19 protein-coding genes and 1 CRISPR repeat array are annotated in these 19,636 nt (G+C 50.7%); of the genes, 9 read left to right on the top strand and 10 right to left on the bottom strand.

Features of this window, described 5'->3' with window-relative positions:
* Positions 1-263: 263 nt before the first annotated feature.
* Both ACZ5BW_RS08295 and ACZ5BW_RS08290 read right to left on the bottom strand, forming a co-directional pair.
* Positions 264-1,346, bottom strand: coding sequence for a tetratricopeptide repeat protein (locus tag ACZ5BW_RS08295; RefSeq protein WP_464538835.1), 1,083 nt, complete (start codon positions 1,344-1,346; stop codon positions 264-266).
* Positions 1,347-1,728: 382 nt separating this feature from the next.
* Positions 1,729-2,784, bottom strand: a complete 1,056-nt coding sequence (locus ACZ5BW_RS08290; protein ID WP_464538833.1) for an alpha/beta fold hydrolase — start codon at positions 2,782-2,784, stop codon at positions 1,729-1,731.
* A 151-nt stretch (positions 2,785-2,935) separates the two neighbouring features.
* On the opposite strand from ACZ5BW_RS08290, the gene ACZ5BW_RS08285 reads away from it, so the two are divergent.
* On the top strand, positions 2,936-3,379 hold the full coding sequence (locus ACZ5BW_RS08285) for an SRPBCC family protein (protein WP_464538831.1): 444 nt from the start codon (positions 2,936-2,938) through the stop codon (positions 3,377-3,379).
* A 101-nt stretch (positions 3,380-3,480) separates the two neighbouring features.
* Here ACZ5BW_RS08285 and ACZ5BW_RS08280 read toward each other — a convergent pair whose 3' ends face one another.
* The 5 genes from ACZ5BW_RS08280 to cas9 form a co-directional block, all read right to left on the bottom strand.
* Positions 3,481-3,891, bottom strand: a complete 411-nt coding sequence (locus ACZ5BW_RS08280) for a hypothetical protein (RefSeq protein ID WP_464538829.1) — start codon at positions 3,889-3,891, stop codon at positions 3,481-3,483.
* The gene (locus ACZ5BW_RS08275) at positions 3,892-4,236 is read right to left on the bottom strand and encodes a hypothetical protein (protein ID WP_464538827.1); all 345 of its coding nucleotides are present in this window, start codon (positions 4,234-4,236) and stop codon (positions 3,892-3,894) included. It lies immediately after the preceding gene.
* A gap of 232 nt (positions 4,237-4,468) precedes the next feature.
* Positions 4,469-5,912: direct repeats of the CRISPR family, unit length 37 nt; unit sequence GTTGTAGCTCCCTCTCTCACCCCGGATGAACTACAAT.
* 62 nt (positions 5,913-5,974) lie between these two features.
* Positions 5,975-6,283: a CRISPR-associated endonuclease Cas2 gene (gene cas2, locus ACZ5BW_RS08270; protein ID WP_464538825.1), complete on the bottom strand. Its 309-nt coding sequence runs from the start codon at positions 6,281-6,283 to the stop codon at positions 5,975-5,977.
* 27 nt (positions 6,284-6,310) lie between these two features.
* Positions 6,311-7,216, bottom strand: a complete 906-nt coding sequence (gene cas1 / locus ACZ5BW_RS08265) for a type II CRISPR-associated endonuclease Cas1 (protein ID WP_464538823.1) — start codon at positions 7,214-7,216, stop codon at positions 6,311-6,313.
* Complete coding sequence (gene cas9 / locus ACZ5BW_RS08260; protein ID WP_464538821.1) at positions 7,203-10,541, bottom strand: type II CRISPR RNA-guided endonuclease Cas9; 3,339 nt, start codon at positions 10,539-10,541, stop codon at positions 7,203-7,205. The genes cas1 and cas9 overlap by 14 nt, the downstream gene beginning before the upstream one ends.
* 561 nt (positions 10,542-11,102) lie before the next feature.
* Here cas9 and ACZ5BW_RS08255 point away from each other — a divergent pair.
* Positions 11,103-12,461 carry an adhesin gene (locus tag ACZ5BW_RS08255; protein ID WP_464538819.1) on the top strand — a complete coding sequence of 453 codons (1,359 nt, stop codon included), beginning with the start codon at positions 11,103-11,105 and terminating at the stop codon, positions 12,459-12,461.
* A gap of 170 nt (positions 12,462-12,631) precedes the next feature.
* Here ACZ5BW_RS08255 and ACZ5BW_RS08250 read toward each other — a convergent pair whose 3' ends face one another.
* Positions 12,632-13,093, bottom strand: a complete 462-nt coding sequence (locus ACZ5BW_RS08250; protein ID WP_464538817.1) for a ferritin-like domain-containing protein — start codon at positions 13,091-13,093, stop codon at positions 12,632-12,634.
* A gap of 242 nt (positions 13,094-13,335) precedes the next feature.
* Positions 13,336-13,647 (bottom strand): hypothetical protein, encoded by a 312-nt coding sequence (locus ACZ5BW_RS08245; protein WP_464538815.1) that lies wholly within the window; start codon positions 13,645-13,647, stop codon positions 13,336-13,338.
* A gap of 187 nt (positions 13,648-13,834) precedes the next feature.
* Between ACZ5BW_RS08245 and ACZ5BW_RS08240 the strand changes: the two genes are divergently transcribed.
* Positions 13,835-14,845 carry a zinc-dependent alcohol dehydrogenase family protein gene (locus tag ACZ5BW_RS08240; RefSeq protein WP_464538813.1) on the top strand — a complete coding sequence of 337 codons (1,011 nt, stop codon included), beginning with the start codon at positions 13,835-13,837 and terminating at the stop codon, positions 14,843-14,845.
* Between the two features lie 46 nt (positions 14,846-14,891).
* Here ACZ5BW_RS08240 and ACZ5BW_RS08235 read toward each other — a convergent pair whose 3' ends face one another.
* Entirely contained in the window at positions 14,892-15,446 is a 555-nt protein-coding gene (locus tag ACZ5BW_RS08235) for an NADPH-dependent FMN reductase (protein ID WP_464538811.1), read from the bottom strand.
* 233 nt (positions 15,447-15,679) lie between these two features.
* On the opposite strand from ACZ5BW_RS08235, the gene ACZ5BW_RS08230 reads away from it, so the two are divergent.
* From ACZ5BW_RS08230 to ACZ5BW_RS08205, 6 genes are all read left to right on the top strand, one after another.
* Positions 15,680-16,276 carry a polysaccharide deacetylase family protein gene (locus ACZ5BW_RS08230; RefSeq protein WP_464538809.1) on the top strand — a complete coding sequence of 199 codons (597 nt, stop codon included), beginning with the start codon at positions 15,680-15,682 and terminating at the stop codon, positions 16,274-16,276.
* Positions 16,263-16,784: a hypothetical protein gene (locus ACZ5BW_RS08225; RefSeq protein WP_464538807.1), complete on the top strand. Its 522-nt coding sequence runs from the start codon at positions 16,263-16,265 to the stop codon at positions 16,782-16,784. The genes ACZ5BW_RS08230 and ACZ5BW_RS08225 overlap by 14 nt, the downstream gene beginning before the upstream one ends.
* A gap of 754 nt (positions 16,785-17,538) precedes the next feature.
* A complete protein-coding gene (locus tag ACZ5BW_RS08220; RefSeq protein ID WP_464538805.1) occupies positions 17,539-17,727 on the top strand; it encodes a hypothetical protein in 189 nt (62 codons plus the stop codon).
* Positions 17,728-17,845: 118 nt separating this feature from the next.
* Entirely contained in the window at positions 17,846-18,607 is a 762-nt protein-coding gene (locus ACZ5BW_RS08215) for a complement resistance protein TraT (protein ID WP_464538803.1), read from the top strand.
* A gap of 185 nt (positions 18,608-18,792) precedes the next feature.
* Positions 18,793-19,125 (top strand): Spy/CpxP family protein refolding chaperone, encoded by a 333-nt coding sequence (locus ACZ5BW_RS08210; RefSeq protein WP_464538801.1) that lies wholly within the window; start codon positions 18,793-18,795, stop codon positions 19,123-19,125.
* A 142-nt stretch (positions 19,126-19,267) separates the two neighbouring features.
* A complete protein-coding gene (locus ACZ5BW_RS08205; protein WP_464538799.1) occupies positions 19,268-19,636 on the top strand; it encodes a hypothetical protein in 369 nt (122 codons plus the stop codon).

Below are 19,636 nucleotides of genomic sequence, written 5' to 3'. Positions count from 1 at the left end.
TACTGCAACGGCTGGTTTTTGCGAGGCGGAGGAGGTAAGCTGAGGATCAACCAAATAGACTATCTTATTTTAAGAACGCTATGCCCGTTTCCTTTAATAATATACGTGTCGGCGCTTTAGAGCGTGTTCAATAATCTCTTACTGGAGATTCGGAAACCGCAGTCTGACTATTGATTCGGAAATGTGCCCGTGCTGGAGAAAATAAGGCAAAAACCTCCCAAGGAATCCGAAACCTTTATTTTTCGTTTGCTCGTGGATCAGGCTCACGGCCGGCCCATTATATTACTGAACCACTTGAACCGCGCTACCTGCCGCTCCGGTTCGTCATCCGGGGTAAGTCGATCCATTGCGATACGAAGTCCGGCAAGATTATCCCGGGTTATCCGTGTGGTAGGGTGATCGGTGCCAAGCGACTTTTCACAGATTGCCAGTGCCCGTTTGTAAAGCGGTTCTGCCTGTGCGTATTGCCCCTGCTTGTGATGGATGAACGCAAGGTTATTCAGGATAGTGGCAACATCAAGGTGGTGCTTTCCGGCAACTTTTTCAAAGATTGCCAGTGAACGTTCATAAAGGGGTTGAGCCAGTGCATAGCGGCCTTGCGTGCGATAAAGTTCCGCAAGAATGCTCAAATCCTGCGCCACGTCGGGATGATTCCGGCCCAGGGCCTTCTCGCGGATCGCCAGCACGCGCTTGTAGAGCGGTTCGGCCTGGGTATGTCGGCCTTCGTTCTCGTGGATCAATGCAAGATTGTGCAGACCTGCTGCCAGACCAGGATGGTCGGAACCGAGCGCTTTTTCCCGTATCGGAAGCAAGCGCCCGTAAAGCGCTTTAGCCGACGCGTACCGTTCCTGGACGCAATACAGTTCCGCAAGATTGTTCAGGGTCTGCGTGATGTCCGGATGGTCTGGCCTATGGGATTTTTCCCGGATGGCCAGTGCCCGCTTGTAAAGCGGCTCGGCGTCCCCGAAACGGTTCTGGGCGCGGTAGAGTTCAGCCTGCCCATTCAGGGTTCTTGCAACCAGGGAATGATTTGGTCCAAAGTGCTTTTCCCGGATTGCCGCAGCACGCTTATAGAGCGGCTCCGCCTGGGTAAACTTTTTGTGGTCGCGGTACAACTCCGCAAGGTTGTTCAGGCTGGTGGCAGTATCAGGATGATCAGGACCATATTCTTTTTCCGCAACCGCGAGCGATTTCTTGACGGCGGCTACCGCTTTGTCATATTCGCCCTTCTTGTAAAGTGATATTGCCTCTTCACTGAATGTCCGCCACTTTGTCTGCTGTGCGTAAGCAACGTGTGTCATACTGAACAAGAGAGATAAAAAGAAAGCGGTCGAGAGCGTTTTCATCCGGTTTCCTCTCATATTTAGCGGCAGGCATCAGGTTAAGGGTTAATAGATGGGAAAGAGCAAATGTTAAACCGATATCGTCTTTAAGATTCAAACATTTTTTCACGACTTTTAAACGATCTGAGGGGAGACTGTTTCGCCATCCCTTGGCATATACCGCCATCCCTTGGCATATACCATCTGACACCAGCATCCGGCATATTAAGGATAAGCACCGTAAGACTAGCTCAATCTCGCCGGGCAGAGCTTCTGCTGTTAAATATAGCCCTCATTTCGAAAACTACAAGAAAAATACGGGGAAACAGAATCAATAGGAGAGTCGATTGATCAAATGGAGTCTTCGATAAACTGGCTCTTTTCTAACGATCAATCGACGCTGACCCTACTGATTTGCAACCGGTAATACTTCTTCAATCAGTAGACGGTTGAACCTTGCCGGTTCCTCGAAGGGTGGGTTATGCGCAGAGTTCTCAAACCACATCATGTGCTTGCAGGGCGCTTTGATCTTTTCAAAATATCGCTCCGCCAGGAGCGCAGGAACATGCATGTCATAACGCCCAAGCAGGAAGAATATGGGTACCTTGAATGAGCGGTAGTGTTCGCTCAGATTGAGCCTGGATATTTCATTCTCCAGTTGCACGAGAGAAAAGCGATTGCCCTGACCAAACCTGATAAGGTCAACCAGGTTCGCCTCATCGGTATTGAGTGCCGTCCATATCAGCTTACCTGTCGACAGATTGGTATGGAATATGCCGCCGAACCGCTCCACCCATCTGGCAGTTGTCAACCTTTCATCGACAGAGGCGTAGGGCGGCGGCCCGATGGCTTCCAGTTCCGAAACCGCCTTGGCATTTCCCCTATTTTTCGCTTCGGACAGGGCGAAATCGTAGGATAAGCGGCGACCTTCCGGCACATCGGCCACTGGGGCAATACCCACATAAGCGGAGACTTTTTCGGGATGCTGCGAAGCATAGATTATCCCCGGCACCGTACCCCACGAGTGGCCGACCAATATCACCTTTTCTTTGTTGAATCTGTGTCTTACCTGTTCTACGACCTCGTCCAGATCGAGCACGAACTGTGCAATGGACATGGATTCAGGAGGTATATTGGAATGGAATGATCGACCCGTTCCTCGCTGCTCCCAATACACGACAGTGAAATGCTGTTCAAGCGGGGAATTATAGTGGCGAAAGAGCGCTGACTCGCTGGCGCCCGGCCCGCCGTGTAGGAGAATCAGGGGAGGATTGGAAATGGATATTCCGCGAAACCAGATGCTTTGAGGAATGCCGCCAATGGTAATCGTTTCCATGCTGGCGATACTGCCGGGAATGATATTTCCGGCTGCGTCCCGGAATGGCACGGTATGAACGCAGCCGCTGCATAGGAGGAGCAACACTGCGGTAGCAGTATGACGAAGAAAAGCGGAGCCCAACACCGATGTTTCTGCTCAGCACATTGTTCTGTCGATATGATGTGATATATGTTAGCTTAAAAACGACCGGTATTCGGCCGCGGTGAAATCTGCCCGAAAAAGCGGGTGACAAATCCGCCAGAGTCGGGCTGAAAAAACAAGAGAGAGGATAATCATGCCAAAAGTATACAACTCCATTGTCGTCGATGCTCCAATTGAGCAGGTCTGGTCCAGGATACGGAACTTCCACGACTTCTCCTGGGCACCTTCGCTGGTCAAGTCGTGCGAAAAGGTGGGCGAGGGCGATGGATATTCGGTGGGGGCAAGGAGGCTGTTAAACGGGGAATTCCTGGATACGTTGATCGCCTACAGCGAGATCGAGCGTCGGATGATGTATTCCATGAACGAAGGGCCTTCCCCGGTTTCATCAGGAGAGATTCAAGATTACGTGGGCAACCTGCATCTGCTCCCGGTGACGACGGATGACAGGACCTTCGTGGAATGGTCCGGCTCATGGGAATCCGTGAACACAGAAGCAGTGGAATATATGAACGAGGTTTACCGTTTGCTTCTCACCGACCTGGCGGCGGAGTTTTGCGAGCGACTTCAGCCCCGATAGAACGAGCAGGCCAAGGTGGGTGGAGTCACACTTTTCTCACGGGTCAGGAGGCGCACAATTCGAAGGACCTCGCGACGGATGTGGCTCACCGTGGGGTCAAATCACGCATACCAGCGCAAGAATGCGGCGGCGGACAGCGCCGTTACACCCAGGAGGCTGAGCAGCCCCCAGGCACTACGGCGCCGTTTAGGCGTCCATGTGGCCGACTGACGCAAATACTTCACTGCAATGACCACTCCCCCTGCGGCACAGAGAATCTTGATCAGTAATGCAGTAAAGGCGACGCCGTGCAGCTCGGGGAATGTCTGGTAATAGTAGTAACTCACTGCACCAAACCCTGCACCGCTCATCGCCTGAACTGCCCAGCTCAACCCGACTATCCAGGCAAACTTACGTAGCACAGGGCTGGCCTGCCCCGAGATGTACCACCCAAGGACTGGAAAACCCACCACGGCAGCGGCGCCGAAATTATGCACCAACTGCACTATGGCATAGTTGAGGTTTTCAAACACCTATGCTTCTACATTGACGTTGACGCACTTTTGCGGGCCGATGGGCGTATGCGCCTTGTTTACCACCTTGACGCATATTTCGTGTTTCCCCGCTGCAAGTGTTCCCAGGGATTGGCTTCCCTTCAGATTACGCAGCGTCAGGATTTCCTTCTCATCGATATAGAGATGAGTGTGGTCGCCCTTGTCTCCCAGCGAGATGTCATAGACCAGCTCGATGTCCGTCTTCGGGTTGAATTTGGCGCCTTCCGCAGGTGAAGAAATTGCAACGGTTCCTTCGGCGGCAAGTGCCAGCGGAATGGAGCAGGTGAAAGCGAGCGAAGCTGCAAGGGCCTGGAATTTACGCATTAATCGTTCTCCTTGATATTTGTTGGTATCAATGTTCTTTAATAAAACATAAGGGAATGGAAGATTCAGCGTTACTGAACCTGAGTTCGTAAAATCACAAAGAGGCAGTCTTCTGGACTTTACCGCTCAATTATATCTCAACCTTGCTTCTTAGGACGCGCCAGCATATTGTAGCTCTCTCTCACCCTGGATGAACTACAATGTCCAGGAAATGGCTCTTTTATTCTGATTGGTTGTAGCTCCCTCTCTCACCCCGGATGAACTACAATTCGGGTTCAGTGTGTCATCCCCCCAAGTATGTTGTAGCTCCCTCTCTCACCCCGGATGAACTACAATGGAAACTGGCTGTGCTGTTTCCAGATCAAGGTTGTAGCTCCCTCTCTCACCCCGGATGAACTACAATACACTAGCGAGGTGGGGAACCTTGGTCACCGTTGTAGCTCCCTCTCTCACCCCGGATGAACTACAATCTGCCAAGGCTTGGTATCTCTCGTCCGATTGTTGTAGCTCCCTCTCTCACCCCGGATGAACTACAATGCCAGACCCGTGCAGACTCCCATCCATAGGGTTGTAGCTCCCTCTCTCACCCCGGATGAACTACAATATACCTGGAAATAGGATTTGCATGTATCAGGTTGTAGCTCCCTCTCTCACCCCGGATGAACTACAATGGTTGCCAGCGGCGTGGCAACGGCAAATGTGTTGTAGCTCCCTCTCTCACCCCGGATGAACTACAATGTTTAGGGTGGCTGAACCTCAGCATGATGGGTTGTAGCTCCCTCTCTCACCCCGGATGAACTACAATTCTTGCTGCGGCGATAGCGGGTTCTGCGGCGTTGTAGCTCCCTCTCTCACCCCGGATGAACTACAATATGCTCAAACGCAGTTTCTTCGCAGAGCGTGTTGTAGCTCCCTCTCTCACCCCGGATGAACTACAATGGTATTTGGAGGAGGGAAGCAAGTGAAAGAGTTGTAGCTCCCTCTCTCACCCCGGATGAACTACAATTATTTACTGGCAGCACGGATACACGCCAGTGTTGTAGCTCCCTCTCTCACCCCGGATGAACTACAATAATGAGTTCTATGCGTATCTTTTCCCATCTGTTGTAGCTCCCTCTCTCACCCCGGATGAACTACAATCCATAAGCCAACTCTATCGGAGCAGTTTTGGTTGTAGCTCCCTCTCTCACCCCGGATGAACTACAATCCTCCCGCTAGCCATAAAACAGCATCCTGCGTTGTAGCTCCCTCTCTCACCCCGGATGAACTACAATTTGAGCAATGGGGGAGCGTTGATGAAGCGGGTTGTAGCTCCCTCTCTCACCCCGGATGAACTACAATGAACGAAGCAGTGCTTCGCAATCTGGTTATGTTGTAGCTCCCTCTCTCACCCCGGATGAACTACAATCCAGCGCTGAAACCGGCACGTTGCCCTTCGGTTGTAGCTCCCTCTCTCACCCCGGATGAACTACAATAGCTGGTGCTAACGCAATCAGAATCGAAACGTTGTAGCTCCCTCTCTCACCCCGGATGAACTACAATTCAGCGCGTTCGTGGAGAAAGCTTCAATGGGTTGTAGCTCCCTCTCTCACCCCGGATGAACTACAATGGCAGGCCGGTTCTCTATCGCTGTCCCTGGGTTGTAGCTCCCTCTCTCACCCCGGATGAACTACAATAGCCTTCGAGCACACCCTTGTCCAGCATGGATTTGGCGAGGATTGTGCTTGAAAAATATTTATCAGAACAGCAGCATTTGGTTAGCTTTAATCGTTTTTTCCTGGAAAAGCGGCAGACCGACGAGGAGCTTCATGCTTGCAAACTGTTTTTCTGTCACACTCAGGCATCGCACAGAGCCTTCCGGCGGCAAGTTATCGATCAGCCGCTTGAAGTGCTTCTCCAAAGCATCACTTCCATTGAGGATCCGGCCGTATACCGAAAATTGGATCATATCGTAGCCGTCGTTAATGAGAAAACGGCGGAACAGCGTATAAGCCCGACGTTCGGCTTTAGTTACAACCGGCAGATCGAAGAATACGAGCAAGCGCATATACCTTCGTGTCTCTGCACTCATGGTTCAGCACTCTAAGCGGTGCTGATCTGTCCCGATGAGGCTGGGTAGTTCGAGCAAAGTTTCATTACCGCCGTCATAAACTCGGGCAATACTCTTCACCGTTTGCTCAATCGCTGATATTACGGACATTTTTCCGCGCGGCATTTGTACATCTATATTCAATATTCCGACCAGAGCTGCTTTTTCTTGGGTGTGCAATTCTCCATCCAACGGTGTGGCGAGCCTGCTCACAAACAGATCAACCACCGGGCGAAACGGCTCAATTACGTCATCGGCGAGGTTGAAGGCATTCTGTTCGCTCGCATGGAATAAGCCTAGCGATGGCATAAAGCCGTGCGCTACTAATCCGCGCGCAATAGTTCCACGTAACACCGCGTAACCATAATCCAAAGCTGAATTTGTGAAGGAGGCTTGACTGCGATAAAAGTCTTTGCCGAAAAGATTCGAAAAATAGAAGGCGGCCGCTTGTCCCTCTAAATTATTGCTATCGCCGGAACGTACTCTTCTCGCATAAGAATCCAATCTGTCTGCACCTTCGCATCCGGCAAGCCTCAAGCAGGCTGCTTGATTGGCAATTTTTTTCCGCACAATTGTTGCCCATGACTGCTTTGCAACGGGTCTTTGTAAGCCCAGCTGCAGGCGCAGCCATCGAGTTGCACGAGAATGAGGCAAAAAGGACAGAAACACGCCGCTCGGTTGATGTGTGGCGCCAGTTGCAAACAAACTGATGCCATATTCGCCACAAGCCGAGAGCACGGGATGCGTGAGCGTGATCTCGCGATGATTAAGTACGATTACTGCGATGTCCTCTAAGGGAACAAACGCAGCGTTCTCCTGTTCGACTACCAGCGAGTAATGTTCTCGCCTGAGTTTTGCGGGTCGCGAGATCACTACGCTACGCCAGGTCATGAGGCTTCTCAGGCGAGGCAGGGTAAATGCAACCTAGAATATCGACGTGAAACTTTGTGATCGATTTTGCGCTAGTAATCGATTTTCGAAAAAAATACTTCTCAAGCTGAGGTTGGTCGTGCATCCGTAATCTCATGCGACCATCGCTTTCATACAGAACGAAATAACCCCGAACAGTTTCGCCGCCAATGTTGATTTCGACAAAGTCATTTTTTGTGAGGCTAAAACAAAAGGTGTATCCGGTGCGATTTTCTGAAACTCCACGTATCTTGTCGACGCTTGCTTGATACCGGGGTACTACTGAATATCCCTGTGTTTCATGTCGAAAGATATCCACCCACATCATGTTGCCGAGGTCGGCAATTCCCCCCCGAAGCATTAGCCCGGAATTTTGTGTCACTTCCACCCGAATCGAACGAATTTCCGGAGCCTTATCTCCAACCTTGCTGGGTTTTACCAGTTTTGGTTGTTGCGGTCCGAACGCTTTATCCGGATCGTTGCCGAAGCTATTCAGCCGGTCTTTCAAGACTTCATACAATGCCTTATTCCGTGGATCATGCTTGCCTACCATCCTTTCCAGTTTGGCTAAAGTAAGAGAGCGCAGCGGAACTCTTTCGAGTGCTTTGGTAGGATCATTATTTTTTACTGAGAATATCTGCGCCTTATGGATTTCTCCACCTGTCCGCCGATTAACAGCACGTGAGACGAACAATGGACGCAATGCGTCGATTGTGTCCCGCGGGTATGTGCCAAGCGGTTCTATTTTTTTACGCAGCAATTCCGGATCATTTATCTGCAAGCGCGCGAGCAGTTCGTCCCGAAAGTGAGGCCACGGTTCTGGGAAATGCTCGCGTAATTGTTTGAGTAATGCAGGGTTAACCGCTTCTCCTGTTGCAGGATCCACAAAGTCTTTGCTCACTCGAGATAGTTCTTTTCGTCGCGAATAATCCGACAAGTGTCTGACCATGTCATGGCTACATGCGGCTACAACCGCGGCATCCAATGCATGGTGGCGATCGCTTTCTACTCGTGATTTGGAGAATCCCCATCGGGTGCGCAGGAAAGACGTCAGTTGGCCGCTGAGTACCACGCATCGTTTTTCTTCACTATCTGTAGCCAACTGCAAATACTGCTCGACGTAATTTTTGAAAAAACGGCAGATATAGCGCGTATCGTTGAGATTTCGATCTCGAAACTCCTTGGCTTCTTTTTCTCCGAAATTCTTCCGCAGCAAACGGCTGCGCTTGGCAAGGCGATAAGATTTGTTAGATTCGACAAAGGCGACGTATTGGCGCCAACGATCACTATTTTCTGCGCCACCCAGATATTCATAAGGGGTACGATTACCTTTGTTTTGATTTTCCTTGGCAAATACCAGAACCTTGTTATTCTTGCTGTAATCAAAGCTCCGGGAGCGGGGCAGGGCATGGTCTATTTCGACATACCCCTGCTCAAACAGACGGTGAATATCAAGCGGCTCAATGGAATAAGTGCACTTGCCTTGCTGTTCGCGATAGAGTTGCCATTTTTCGAAGTTTTTACCGTTCAACGCAGTGATAGAATTGAACTCCGCTGCGAAGAGAGCTTTATCCTTCTTGTTGCGATCCCGGAACTCCTCCTGTGTTTTTTGGATTTTTTTGCGTTCATCCAAAGGACGCGATAAATCGCGTGCCATTTCAATGCGCACTCCGTGAGGAGAACCGTATTTTCGGATGAGAGCATTCACCACCTTGCGCGCCTGGTTAAGCGCGCGTAACACAACCGGATTTCGGGGGATACTCATATCCTCCGTGAACTTCATACCGCCGACCTTATCGCGGCCCGAATAGAACGGTGGCAAATATATATGCTTGTTTTGGCCTGCTTGATGTAATTGGCTGTGGTGGTACCGCGGCTCGCAGGCTTCATCGTAACGCAAGCCTGTTTCCATGCGCGGGACAATGTGACGCAGTGCCTTTATTGAGAGCGAGTGAAATTTATCAAAACGAATATCCAGCAGAGCTTTGGACATCTTCTCAACACTCGGAAGAGCTAGTTTGCACAACTCCTCACTTACTTCGTCGTCTTCTTTGAATACACTCAATACCCAAGCTATTTCATCGAGCAGTTTCGGCTGCCCTTCGAGTGCAGTTGCAGCTATACCTTCCCACTCCGTTTTCAAGCCTGCTTTTTGCACCGTTGCACGAAGTTGTTGCCACCCTGGAAGCTTAACTAAGACGGCAGTTTCAGAGTCCTTTGCTTTTTCTCCAGTATTCGTTTTTTCGAGACCGATAAAACGAAACGAGTCGGACAAGTAACCGGATTTCACTAGCGCAGTTCGCAACTGTTTGTAGGTTAGTTCGCCGACTTGCTGGTAAGGAAGGGGTAGCGCAATTTTCCGCTCCTGCTCATTGAGCCCCCGAACAATGCCTTTGTCGATAACTCTTAAATTGTTGAGCCGCGTTAGCCAGACATGACGTTCAGCAGTAAAGCTCGCTTTGGGCGCGCGATATTCGGTCTTTTCGAATGTGCAATTCCCCAGCATTTTTAATAAATCTTTTCCCGAAAGAGCGGGTTTCTGTTCCCAGAACAAGCCAGTTTTCTTGTCACCGTTGCCGAGAATTTTCTCTTCTATTGCCTTAGAAGCGAATACATTGTCCAACTCACGCTGATGCTGGAACAGCAACGCCAACTCCTTTGCGAGCAATATCCGGGAGAGTGCCTTGCTGTAGTCTCCTTGTTTGTTCCTTTGAGCCTTGGGAAACTCCGCTAATACCATTTCGGCAACCGTACGATAGTTTTTTTCTCGCATTAGTTTTTCTGTTCCAGCAAGGCCATCCTTGACCTTGCCGCCTTCGCCTTTGCTATCACTTTCGGCAGCTTTTTCCTCCGCGCGACTAGTCCAATGGAAGCCGCGATGTTTGCAAAGATGGTATATAACTCTTGCCCACTCCTCGGTATCGAGCTTACGTTCTAATCCTTCCACTCGCAGTTGCCACAACGATTTATGAAAGGGCTTTTGTTCTTTGAATATGCGGGCGTTGTTAATCAAGCCTTCATGCTTAAGTAATTCGGCAAGTTTAATGAGTCGCGATGCGCGGCGACGCAGACGGCGTCGTGTCAGCCGAGCTGTTCGTCTTGCGAGGTTCAGCGGTTTGCCGTCTGTCGTTTCAGCCCTGTCGAAAGCGCGCACTCCCAAATCTATGATCCGCTCGGGCGAAAGTACTGCCCATCCAACGGAAGCAATCCCTATATCCAGCCCGAAAGTTAGCGGCTCTGCATTCTTCTGTTTTTTCGACTTGCTCGGCAAAATTTTATCCCTCATAATGTCATGGTTGTAGCTCATCCGGGGTGAGAGCCGTTGCTACAATAAGTAAAGGTCAAATGACCTGAACGTACCCGCCCGGCGGTTTAACCGCCGGGCTTTTACCTTCCTACTTATTGCTATTGCCTTTTCAAAAATCGATTCTTTATCCTGATTAGAGTACAGTTAGTACAGTTTGAACTGTACTATCATCCGTCAAGCTCTACCTCATCCCTAGTTTGCTAATATCTTTAAGGATTCTGCCCGCTTTTTCCATTGGACTAAAGTACACTCGTTCTTGCCATCGCATTCCAATAGCTGTCCCGCAATTCCTCTTGATAGAACAAGTTTCCATTCTGGAGGTATCCAAGATCGTACAAGTCGCAATACGGATAAGGTGCGCGAGTGTAATTCGATTGATTTTTTATCTGTTGTTTCCCTGCTTGTATTCTCTTACTTTTTGATCGCATGCTTTATCAATAACTAGTCCCATATCCATCGCGGGCAATACATCCATTACCTCTGCAGAACTGATATGATATTGGGTCAACTAGATTGGAAGGAATCATCTGAATGGAGCTTAATCGGAGAAGAGGGAATCGCTTGAGAGCGCATTTAGTCCCCATTGCATTGGTGTTGAGCGTCGCTGCGTGCGGTAATGGAAGCGGACCGGCAACAGGCGGCAGCAGCAGCAACGGTGGGGGAAAAACCGGAACAGGCCCGACTACCGGCAAGCTGCTGGACACCGCGGTAAGCGGTGTAGGTTATGCCGCGTCTTCGGGTGCTGCCGCCAATACGGATGAAAACGGAATCTTCAAATACAGTCATGGTGATACGGTGGAGTTCAAGCTGGGTGGTCTGGCTCTGGGGAAAGTGAAGGGAGCAGGTATCATAACTCCCATGGAACTCGCGGGAGAAAGCGCGAATAAACTGCAAAACCTGCTTATTCTGCTGCAATCGCTCGATATCGATGGCAATCCCGATAATGGTATCTCCATTCCTCCCAATGCCGCGGCCGCAGTCACAGCTTCCATCAATCTGGATAGCGCTCCGGCTGCGTTTGCAGCTTCTGCTGAATTGCAGAAGGCCAGGGAGGCGGGGGTCGTGAGTGGTGCTGTGAAGACGGCGGATCAGGCCAGGGCACATTTCCTTTCACAAGGCATTCCCATGCTGAGTTCCAACATCTGGGTCAAGCATGATGGGACATCCGCCTCTGTAATTCGTATCTCCACCAGCGGAGGGGGTGAGTACCTGAACGGTGAAGCCACGCCGGATGATTCCTGCGATGCCAACCGCGTTTGTGGCGGTAAGCTGGTCAGCAAGGCGGGTGTGGAGTACGGTGTGGCAGGTGTATCAGAATTTGATACCAGGGGATTCAAATTCGTGAGCAAACCGGCGATCGATACCAACCTTCAGGCTGGTTTGTCCAATCCCCGGCCGACAGTGCGGGTACGCACGGACGGTTCCGACCTGATTAATTCGGATATCGTGACGGTTCAAAGAGAGAAGAAACAAGCGAGTCTGTTTGGGGAGCTTTTCCACATCGCGGGAACCCTGGAGATCAGTTCGGACAAAGAGCCGATCAAGACGGAGATCAAGGAGAGCCGCTATTCAGCCATGGAAAATGAACCGAAGGGCATCGTGGGGACGTGGGCGGCGGACCGGGCGAATATCAAGACCCAGACTTACTTTTTCTTTTCCAACGGAAAGTTCATGATGGTTGATCCGATCGGCAACCCGGAGCACGCTGAAAATTGCGGGCCTGGTGTCGAGTTCGCCTCGTACACGTACGATGCCGGGAGCAAGGCTTTAAGCATCAAAGGGTTTACCTATGACACCAACGGGTGTGCCGGCTTTTCGGAAACCGGTGCGAGCTCCTTTAACCTGAATGCCGATGGCAACACGGCTACCTTGGAAAAACAGGATAAAAGCAAGATTTCCCTATACCGCGTATCGAAATAGCGAGGTTCGATAGGGGAGATAGGAAACCGATTTCCCGGATGATGGTTGAGTTCCGCAACCAGGAGATCGATGGCCGGACAGAGGAACGTCTGGCCGGTTACGCCTTGGCTATTGGACGGGCTTTGCTTCCCACCCGCAGGTAAAAAAATGAGTCATGGTGAACTGCGTTCTCAAACCGCTTTGATGCCATGCCGCGCCGCATCGCGCAGATGACGGACGCGATCATGATTTCTTTTAACACCTTCGTATTGCCTGTCAAGCAGCGCGCGCAGATCGAACGGCATTTCTTCTCTGAGCGCGTTGTCATAGGCCATCACGGCAGCGGCTTCGCCCCGCTCGCATTCTTCAAGCACTGCCAGGTTATCGTTGCTGGTGATTGCCGTCTTCAAGTCAACCCACATGCGATGCAATGTGCCGGTAGCGGTACCGCTTTTATCGGGATCTCCGCCGTAACGCCTGACTTCTACACTTAAATCACGCACCGCCTCCTCACAGCTCTGTGCCCGATTTCGAAGATACATCTTCAACTCGGGATCGTTGATATCATCCGCGCAGGTTTTGAAGCCTTCTGCACCATCACGCGAAATATCGATGAGACCGTTCAACATGCTTATGATTCGCTCGTTATCCATCTTTATCTCCTGATGAAAACCTGAATATTGCCTTTAAAAACAGGATAGAGAAATCCTTCCTGCCGTTCTGTACGCTGAGGCACATTCGATCATTTACAGGTGGCTCAGATGAAGTGAAACGAAGACTTGCAGCGCTTCGATAGTTATTGATCCGGTCAGAAAATACTATGAATCCCGTCATTCCGGGCTTGATCCGGAATCCAGCGCAGGGATTCGGGGGATTGTGAGGAGATGGTCGGTGTTCACAGTTGCAGCCAGTAAATCACACTGTCGAAATTGACCGGGGCGAAGCGTGCCGCTTCCGTATTCGTTGCTTCCAGCACTTTTCTATAATCCTCGAAGTAGCTGTTGCGAATGAGGTTCGACCCTTTGTCGTAGGTTGAAACGGAGGCAGCGGCATCGACATTTTTGGCAAACGCTTGCAACGTCTTCAGTTCTTCAGAGTATGCATCGGAGCACCGGTAATTGAGTTGCTGCTCGAGCCAGTTGATGCGGGTGAATAAATCTTTCGAGCTAATTATATTAATCGTATTGCTGACCGGTTTTGGGTCCATGAATTATTCCTTTGTTCACTAGAAAAAACGGGCTCGGCATTTAGTAATCGTAAGAAAACCGGAATTTCTGCGGTGAAGAAACTCTGTCTACAATATGGTGTTAATGGTTATTTTGTCCGGAATCAAGTATATATACTAAACATTCTTTTGGACTCAACCAACGCACGTTTCGAATGAGAGGCAAGCGATGACCAACAAGGTAATCTATGTGCAACCGGGCGGTGGATTTGATCGTGTAACGCTGGGCACATGCGAATCAATGGCGCCAAAAGCAGGCGAGATTACCGTCAGGATTCGGGCAAGCTCATTGAACTACCATGATTACGCAGTGGTAAGCGGGATGTGGCCACCCACAGTGCCGCGTATTCCAATGTCCGACGGAGCGGGAGAGGTTGTTGCCGTGGGGGAAGGCGTTAACGAATTTGCAATAGGTGACCATGTTGTCAGTACCTTCTTTCCAGGTTGGCAGGAAGGACAAGCCGAGATTGATGACATGAGCACCGTTCCGGGGGATGGCGTCGATGGTTTTGCATGCCAGCAAGTGACAATGGCCGCTATCGGTTTCACTCACGCCCCGAAAGGTTATAGCCATGCGGAGGCAGCTACTCTTACGTGCGCGGGTTTAACAGCGTGGCGGGCACTAATGGTAGACGGTCCATTGAAGCCAGGCGAAACGGTACTGATTCAGGGAACCGGTGGAGTTTCAGTATTTGCCTTGCAATTCGCGAAGGTGGCAGGAGCAACGGTAATAGCCACCTCTTCCAGTGACGAGAAACTTGCCCGCCTGGAAACGCTTGGCGCAGACCATCTCATCAATTACCGGAAACATGAAAACTGGGGTGATCTGGTACGTGAATTGACAGCGGGACGCGGGGTCGACCATGTGATTGAAGTGGGAGGACCTGCCACGCTGGCTCAGTCGATGGTGGCGGCGCGCATCGGCGGACACATCGCCGTAGTCGGCATTCTCTCGGGTATGACCGGAACGCTGCCGTTGCTCTCTGCGTTGACACGGCAACTGCGCCTTCAGGGGCTGGTCGTTGGCAGCCGCCGTCACCAAATCGAGATGATCCGGGCAATCGAAGCTACCGGACTGCGGCCGATAATCGATCGTCATTTCCCGCTGGAAGAACTCGTGGAGGCTTTTCGCTATCAGGAAACCAACCGGCACTTTGGCAAGATATGTCTCGATATCTGAATGCAACCATCATTCCCGGCAAGGAATGAAAAGGAAACTGTCATAATCAGGCAGCATGCCTTTTCACCCAATCGACATAGCGGTTCATCCAGTTCTGCAGGAATTTCCTGCTGTCTTCATTGCCGATGTTCCCATCCTTGTCAAACAACCCTTCTTTTACATGTATGAACGCTTCTGGCTGGCCCAGAGTGGGAACGTCCAGGTAAGCAAGGGAGTTGCGCAAGTGCTGCTGCGCTATGGCTGTGCCGATAGAGCCAATGGAAGCGCCGATCACTCCCCCTGGTTTGCCTGCCCATGCATTCTGCCCATACGGACGGGAAGCATGATCGAGTGCGTTCTTGAGCACGCCCGGCATGGACCGGTTGTATTCGGGTGTGACGAATAGCAGGCCTTGGGCTCCGGCAATTTCAGCCTTCAACCGTTTGACCGACTCGGCCTGATTTTCATCGTCATCCTGGTTGTATAGCGGTAGGTCGCCGATGTTCAGGTATTTGAATGTAAATTCCGGCGGGGCCAGCTTTATCAAGGCGTCAGCCAGTTTGCGGTTGAATGAGTCGCGGCGAAGACTGCCCACCACTACAGCAATTTGATACTGGCCCATGTCATATCTCCTTATAAAAGCTCGTAATGTGACTGGTTTGGTCACTCGTATAGCCGTGCAGGCTGAAAGTCATGACGTTTGATTGAGTGCCGCCGGTTCCGGGCTGATGGCTAAAAGACGGGCAAGACATGAAAATATCGTCTATATCGATAATATAGCAGGAAAAGTCCATACGCCGGAGATAAGGAGCTTGAAGAGTTCAGGCGACCGCCAGTATTATCAGGAGGGAAAACATGCTCGGTGACGGAAAACGGATAGTCCTTTCTTTTGACGATGGGCCGGGGCCTGTGAGTGCGCTGGAAAGCATTCTGGAAACGCTGCGCGAAAATGATATCAAGGCGGAGTTTTACGTTCTTGGCGATGAAGTCAGGCAATTTCCGGAGGCAACAAGGATGATTGCTGATCAAGGACACGATATCCAGAATCACTCCTGGAGCCATCCCAATCTCGCGCAGGAGACGGAGGAGGAAGTGCGCCAGGAACTTGAACGAACGCAGGATATTATCGAAGAAATCAGCGGGGTCCGGCCCACCAAAATCCGGCCGCCTTATGGTGCGGGCGGTTTTCGTGGTCACCTCGATCCGGAGCTTGTCCGAGTTGCCGAGAAGTTGTCACTCACTATCGTTACCTGGGATATCGATACGGAGGACTGGAAAGCTCCCCAGGGATTGGGTGAGGAAAAGATAGCCTACATCGAGGAGCAGTTTACCCAGATGCCCCGCAAGGTTTCATTCAATATCCTCATGCATGTACTTGCCGGAACCGCGAGAGACCTGCCATCTTTTATCTCCCAGTTGCGGGAGTGGGGATTCACCATTGCAGAGCCGTGATTGCTGCTCTCATTCCTGCGCCAGGCATCTTGCACCGTTTGCGTACCCGACGCTGCTGGTATCGTTGCTGTTCTCTCCGGGAATTTTAGCCCAGCAAAAGGGAGAGTTCGATTGCAGGGCGAGTGTCAAGTATGAATGTACCGCGGATCAGTGCGAGCGGGTGACGGAGGATTTTCAGCACGAGGAGTCGTTTCTTTATAACGCAAAAACCAATGAGTTGTCTGCCTGCCTCTGGACCAACTGCTACTCGGCCAAAACCAAAGCTTTTACCGTGAAAGCGGGGGGCGCGATTACTGCTATCGGCAGGCTGGTCCCGGTCATTCATCCGAAAAACAAACCGCTTGTCGTCTCCCTGACCATCAAAACCAGCGAAATGGAGGGTGACGCAGATGAAAAGAAAGCACCCTTTACCGCCATCTGGAATTATGGAGGTGACAGGCTCACTTTCGATATGGGGGAATGCGTACTCAAACCTCCCGTCAAGGGAGCAGGGGATAGATCGGGATAAACCGGGGAAAGGAGGATTGTCATGACTATGGGAGCCAGGACCAATTGTGAGATCAAGAGCAGCGGCCAGCAGAGATTCATCCCTTCATCCGTTGTCCGAACGGGTGCACCAGCATTTTACTTGCCCTTGCAACGCCAGTATTTTCGGATAGGCTCAGGCTCAGGATCAGGGCGAAACGGTCGACGGGCTTGCGGTTCCTCTTTCCGCTAATGAGAGGGGAACAAGATTCCGATAGCATACTGCTATAGGGGATATACACGCCGATTTTTCCAAATGTCATACATATGCCAGACACTTGAAGGATTAGCTTTGCCCCTCTCCTGATACCCCCATATGCATGATATCAAAAACCCTGCCTACACTCCTTGCAGTTTCTTTTCCTGTTGCCTGTAGCCCGGAACGGCTCCTGCAATTTACTTTCGGAGCCCTAACCCGGAATTGTACTACCAGCGGCTTGATCTAAAAAAATCCCCTTTTAAAACAAAGGATGTTGATCCGTTTATGAATAACGAGAAACAATTTGCATTTGGTCAAAAATTAAATATACTGCCATTCGCAACAAACCTCCTTAACAAATAATAACGCGAGGTGTTGAATGGTATCGGCTCAAAACCAGAATATCTTTTCTGGTCTTCTATTCGTTTTTTCCATAAGTAGCACGGTCGCCTGGGCAGATCCGAGTCTGGAGGAAATCCAGAGACGGTTTAATGCAGAAACTGCTTCCAGACCTTTCAGCGTTCCAGATGATGCTTCCTTGACAGCATCCCTTGAAGCGGCAACACAAAGAGGAAAACCCACCAAGTCGCCGGGGTATGCCCCCGGCTGTTTCGGTCTCGGTTGTAATCTGGGCTATGGCTACGGCAGTTATTTCGGCGGCTATATCCGCCCATACTATGGGGGATATTACGGAGGAGGTTATTCCCCCTACTATTACGGCTGGTGAATATGAAGTTTGCATCACACGTTTTTCATGACATATGATTTTAAAGAAGTAAGAATAGCGCCCTTGATTGCTTGATCCCCCTAACCAGCTTCAATAATTAATAAAAAGGAAAAAAAGAATGGATGATTTGCAAAAACGAAATATGGCGCTAACGGCAGTCCTTGCGCTTACAATGGCTTTAAGCGGATGCGCGGCGGTTCACACATCAATTGCCAAAAAAGACCTGGATGTTCAGACCAAAATGAGCGATACCATTTTTCTGGACCCTGTTGAACCTGATCAAAGAACAATTTATCTCAATATCCGGAATACATCCGACAAGTCGAACTTCGATATTGCAGGTCCTGTTGCGAGGGTGCTTCAAGGAAAAGGTTACACTATTTCCAATAATCCAAAAACTGCCCATTATTGGCTTCAGGTCAATGTCCTGAGCGTCGATAAGGCAAGTCCTACCGCAGCGGAGAATGCGTTGAGGGCAGGTTATGGTGGCGCTATTACCGGGGCGGCTATGGGAGCGGCAATAGGAGCAGCGATGGATGGCTGGAGCGGCGCCGGTATCGGAGGACTCGCAGGTGCCGCAGCTCTTGGCATCGCGGACACTGTTGCCAGTGCGGCAGTGAAGGATGTCATGTACATGGCTATCACCGATGTGGAAATCGCTGAGAAGGCTGAAGCGGGCGTTCTTATCCGGCAAGATAACCAGCAAGATGCCAAACAAGGAATAGGCGGTTCAAGAAGACAGACCTCCACCAAAGTCAGCAACATGAATAAATACCGCACTCGCGTCGTCAGCACTGCTAATAAGGTAAATTTGCAGTATGAGGAAGCGGCCAACGATTTGACAAATGGATTGACGCGCTCTATTTCCGGTCTTTTCTAGCATTGGCTGGATTGTCTTTCCCGGGAGCGGTTCCGGTTTCAATATCTCCCCCAAGTCTTCTCAGGGCCGCTCTTGTCATGGATTCTTCGGATTCCGGATACTCCGTTGTTGAGAATCCGCCGATCTGGTTCGAATTAAGTTGACACACTGCCTTCGTGAGCAACAAATAACTGATCTTCAATAATATGAATAAAAAACTGATAAGTGTGACGCTATTTTCAAGTCTTCTTTTGATTCCTGTTTCTGGCCAGGCTCAACAAAAGGATGCTGGTAAAGGGATTGAGCGCATAAGCAAAGAGCTTGGCCTTACTGAAGAACAAAGACCCAAGGTCGAAAGTATTTTTAATGCAGAGAAACAGAAAGTTGAAGCTATTTTCAACGAGGAGAGGCAAAAGCTGCAACTGATACAGGAAGAGACGCGATCAAGTTTACAGAGTGTGCTTACGCCAGAGCAAATGGATAAGCTGGATAAAAAAATGCGTGAGCAAGCTCGTAAAAATGGTGCGCCGAAAAAGTAGACATTTCCCATGCGGGCAACAGGAGCAGCTCAGATAGAGACCGATTTCTATTGCTGCCAAGCCCTGCCAGCAACCTTTGCCAGGAGGGGTATCGCTAAGGGAAGTGGCGCAAGAGGGCTGCCGGCGCAATGCAATATCGGAGATGAGGGCAGGCCCGGCGCAGGATTGTGACGGTGCGGCAAGACGGCTCCGTAACTGGAGCCGCAGCCGAAGGCCTCCGCGCTCGCTATTCTGTGATGTAGTGGCACTGGACCCCGCGGCGCTTGCCGTTGACCAGCAGGTGCGCGCACGACTTCCCGTAGTGCTTCAGTGTGCGGCTCGTATTGACCTCGCGTTTGGCGGAGAGGTCGCAGCTGTGGTGTGTCTTCCCTTTGTCGATCTTATACGTCTTGCCGTTCGTGTCCGCATAGTGAAAGTCGATGCGCCAGTTGCAGAGACTGAATTGGGGAACGGCACACCCGAGATACGCTATCTGGTGGGTAATCTGGTAATCTTCTTGCCACTCCCGTGA

Source organism: Nitrosospira sp. TNL300 (assembly GCF_055385915.1).
This window is presented reverse-complemented; position numbering and strand designations above follow the sequence as displayed.

Bases quoted from the DNA above. Each gene is read 5' to 3' on its own strand.
- ACZ5BW_RS08295 (WP_464538835.1), bottom strand. From the start codon at position 1,346: ATGAAAACGCTCTCGACCGCTTTCTTTTTATCTCTCTTGTTCAGTATG.
- ACZ5BW_RS08285 (WP_464538831.1), top strand. From the start codon at position 2,936: ATGCCAAAAGTATACAACTCCATTGTCGTCGATGCTCCAATTGAGCAG.
- ACZ5BW_RS08275 (WP_464538827.1), bottom strand. From the start codon at position 4,236: ATGCGTAAATTCCAGGCCCTTGCAGCTTCGCTCGCTTTCACCTGCTCC.
- cas2 (WP_464538825.1), bottom strand. From the start codon at position 6,283: ATGCGCTTGCTCGTATTCTTCGATCTGCCGGTTGTAACTAAAGCCGAA.
- cas1 (WP_464538823.1), bottom strand. From the start codon at position 7,216: ATGACCTGGCGTAGCGTAGTGATCTCGCGACCCGCAAAACTCAGGCGA.
- cas9 (WP_464538821.1), bottom strand. From the start codon at position 10,541: ATGAGCTACAACCATGACATTATGAGGGATAAAATTTTGCCGAGCAAG.
- ACZ5BW_RS08250 (WP_464538817.1), bottom strand. From the start codon at position 13,093: ATGGATAACGAGCGAATCATAAGCATGTTGAACGGTCTCATCGATATT.
- ACZ5BW_RS08245 (WP_464538815.1), bottom strand. From the start codon at position 13,647: ATGGACCCAAAACCGGTCAGCAATACGATTAATATAATTAGCTCGAAA.
- ACZ5BW_RS08240 (WP_464538813.1), top strand. From the start codon at position 13,835: ATGACCAACAAGGTAATCTATGTGCAACCGGGCGGTGGATTTGATCGT.
- ACZ5BW_RS08235 (WP_464538811.1), bottom strand. From the start codon at position 15,446: ATGGGCCAGTATCAAATTGCTGTAGTGGTGGGCAGTCTTCGCCGCGAC.
- ACZ5BW_RS08230 (WP_464538809.1), top strand. From the start codon at position 15,680: ATGCTCGGTGACGGAAAACGGATAGTCCTTTCTTTTGACGATGGGCCG.
- ACZ5BW_RS08215 (WP_464538803.1), top strand. From the start codon at position 17,846: ATGGATGATTTGCAAAAACGAAATATGGCGCTAACGGCAGTCCTTGCG.
- ACZ5BW_RS08210 (WP_464538801.1), top strand. From the start codon at position 18,793: ATGAATAAAAAACTGATAAGTGTGACGCTATTTTCAAGTCTTCTTTTG.
- ACZ5BW_RS08205 (WP_464538799.1), top strand. From the start codon at position 19,268: ATGAGGGCAGGCCCGGCGCAGGATTGTGACGGTGCGGCAAGACGGCTC.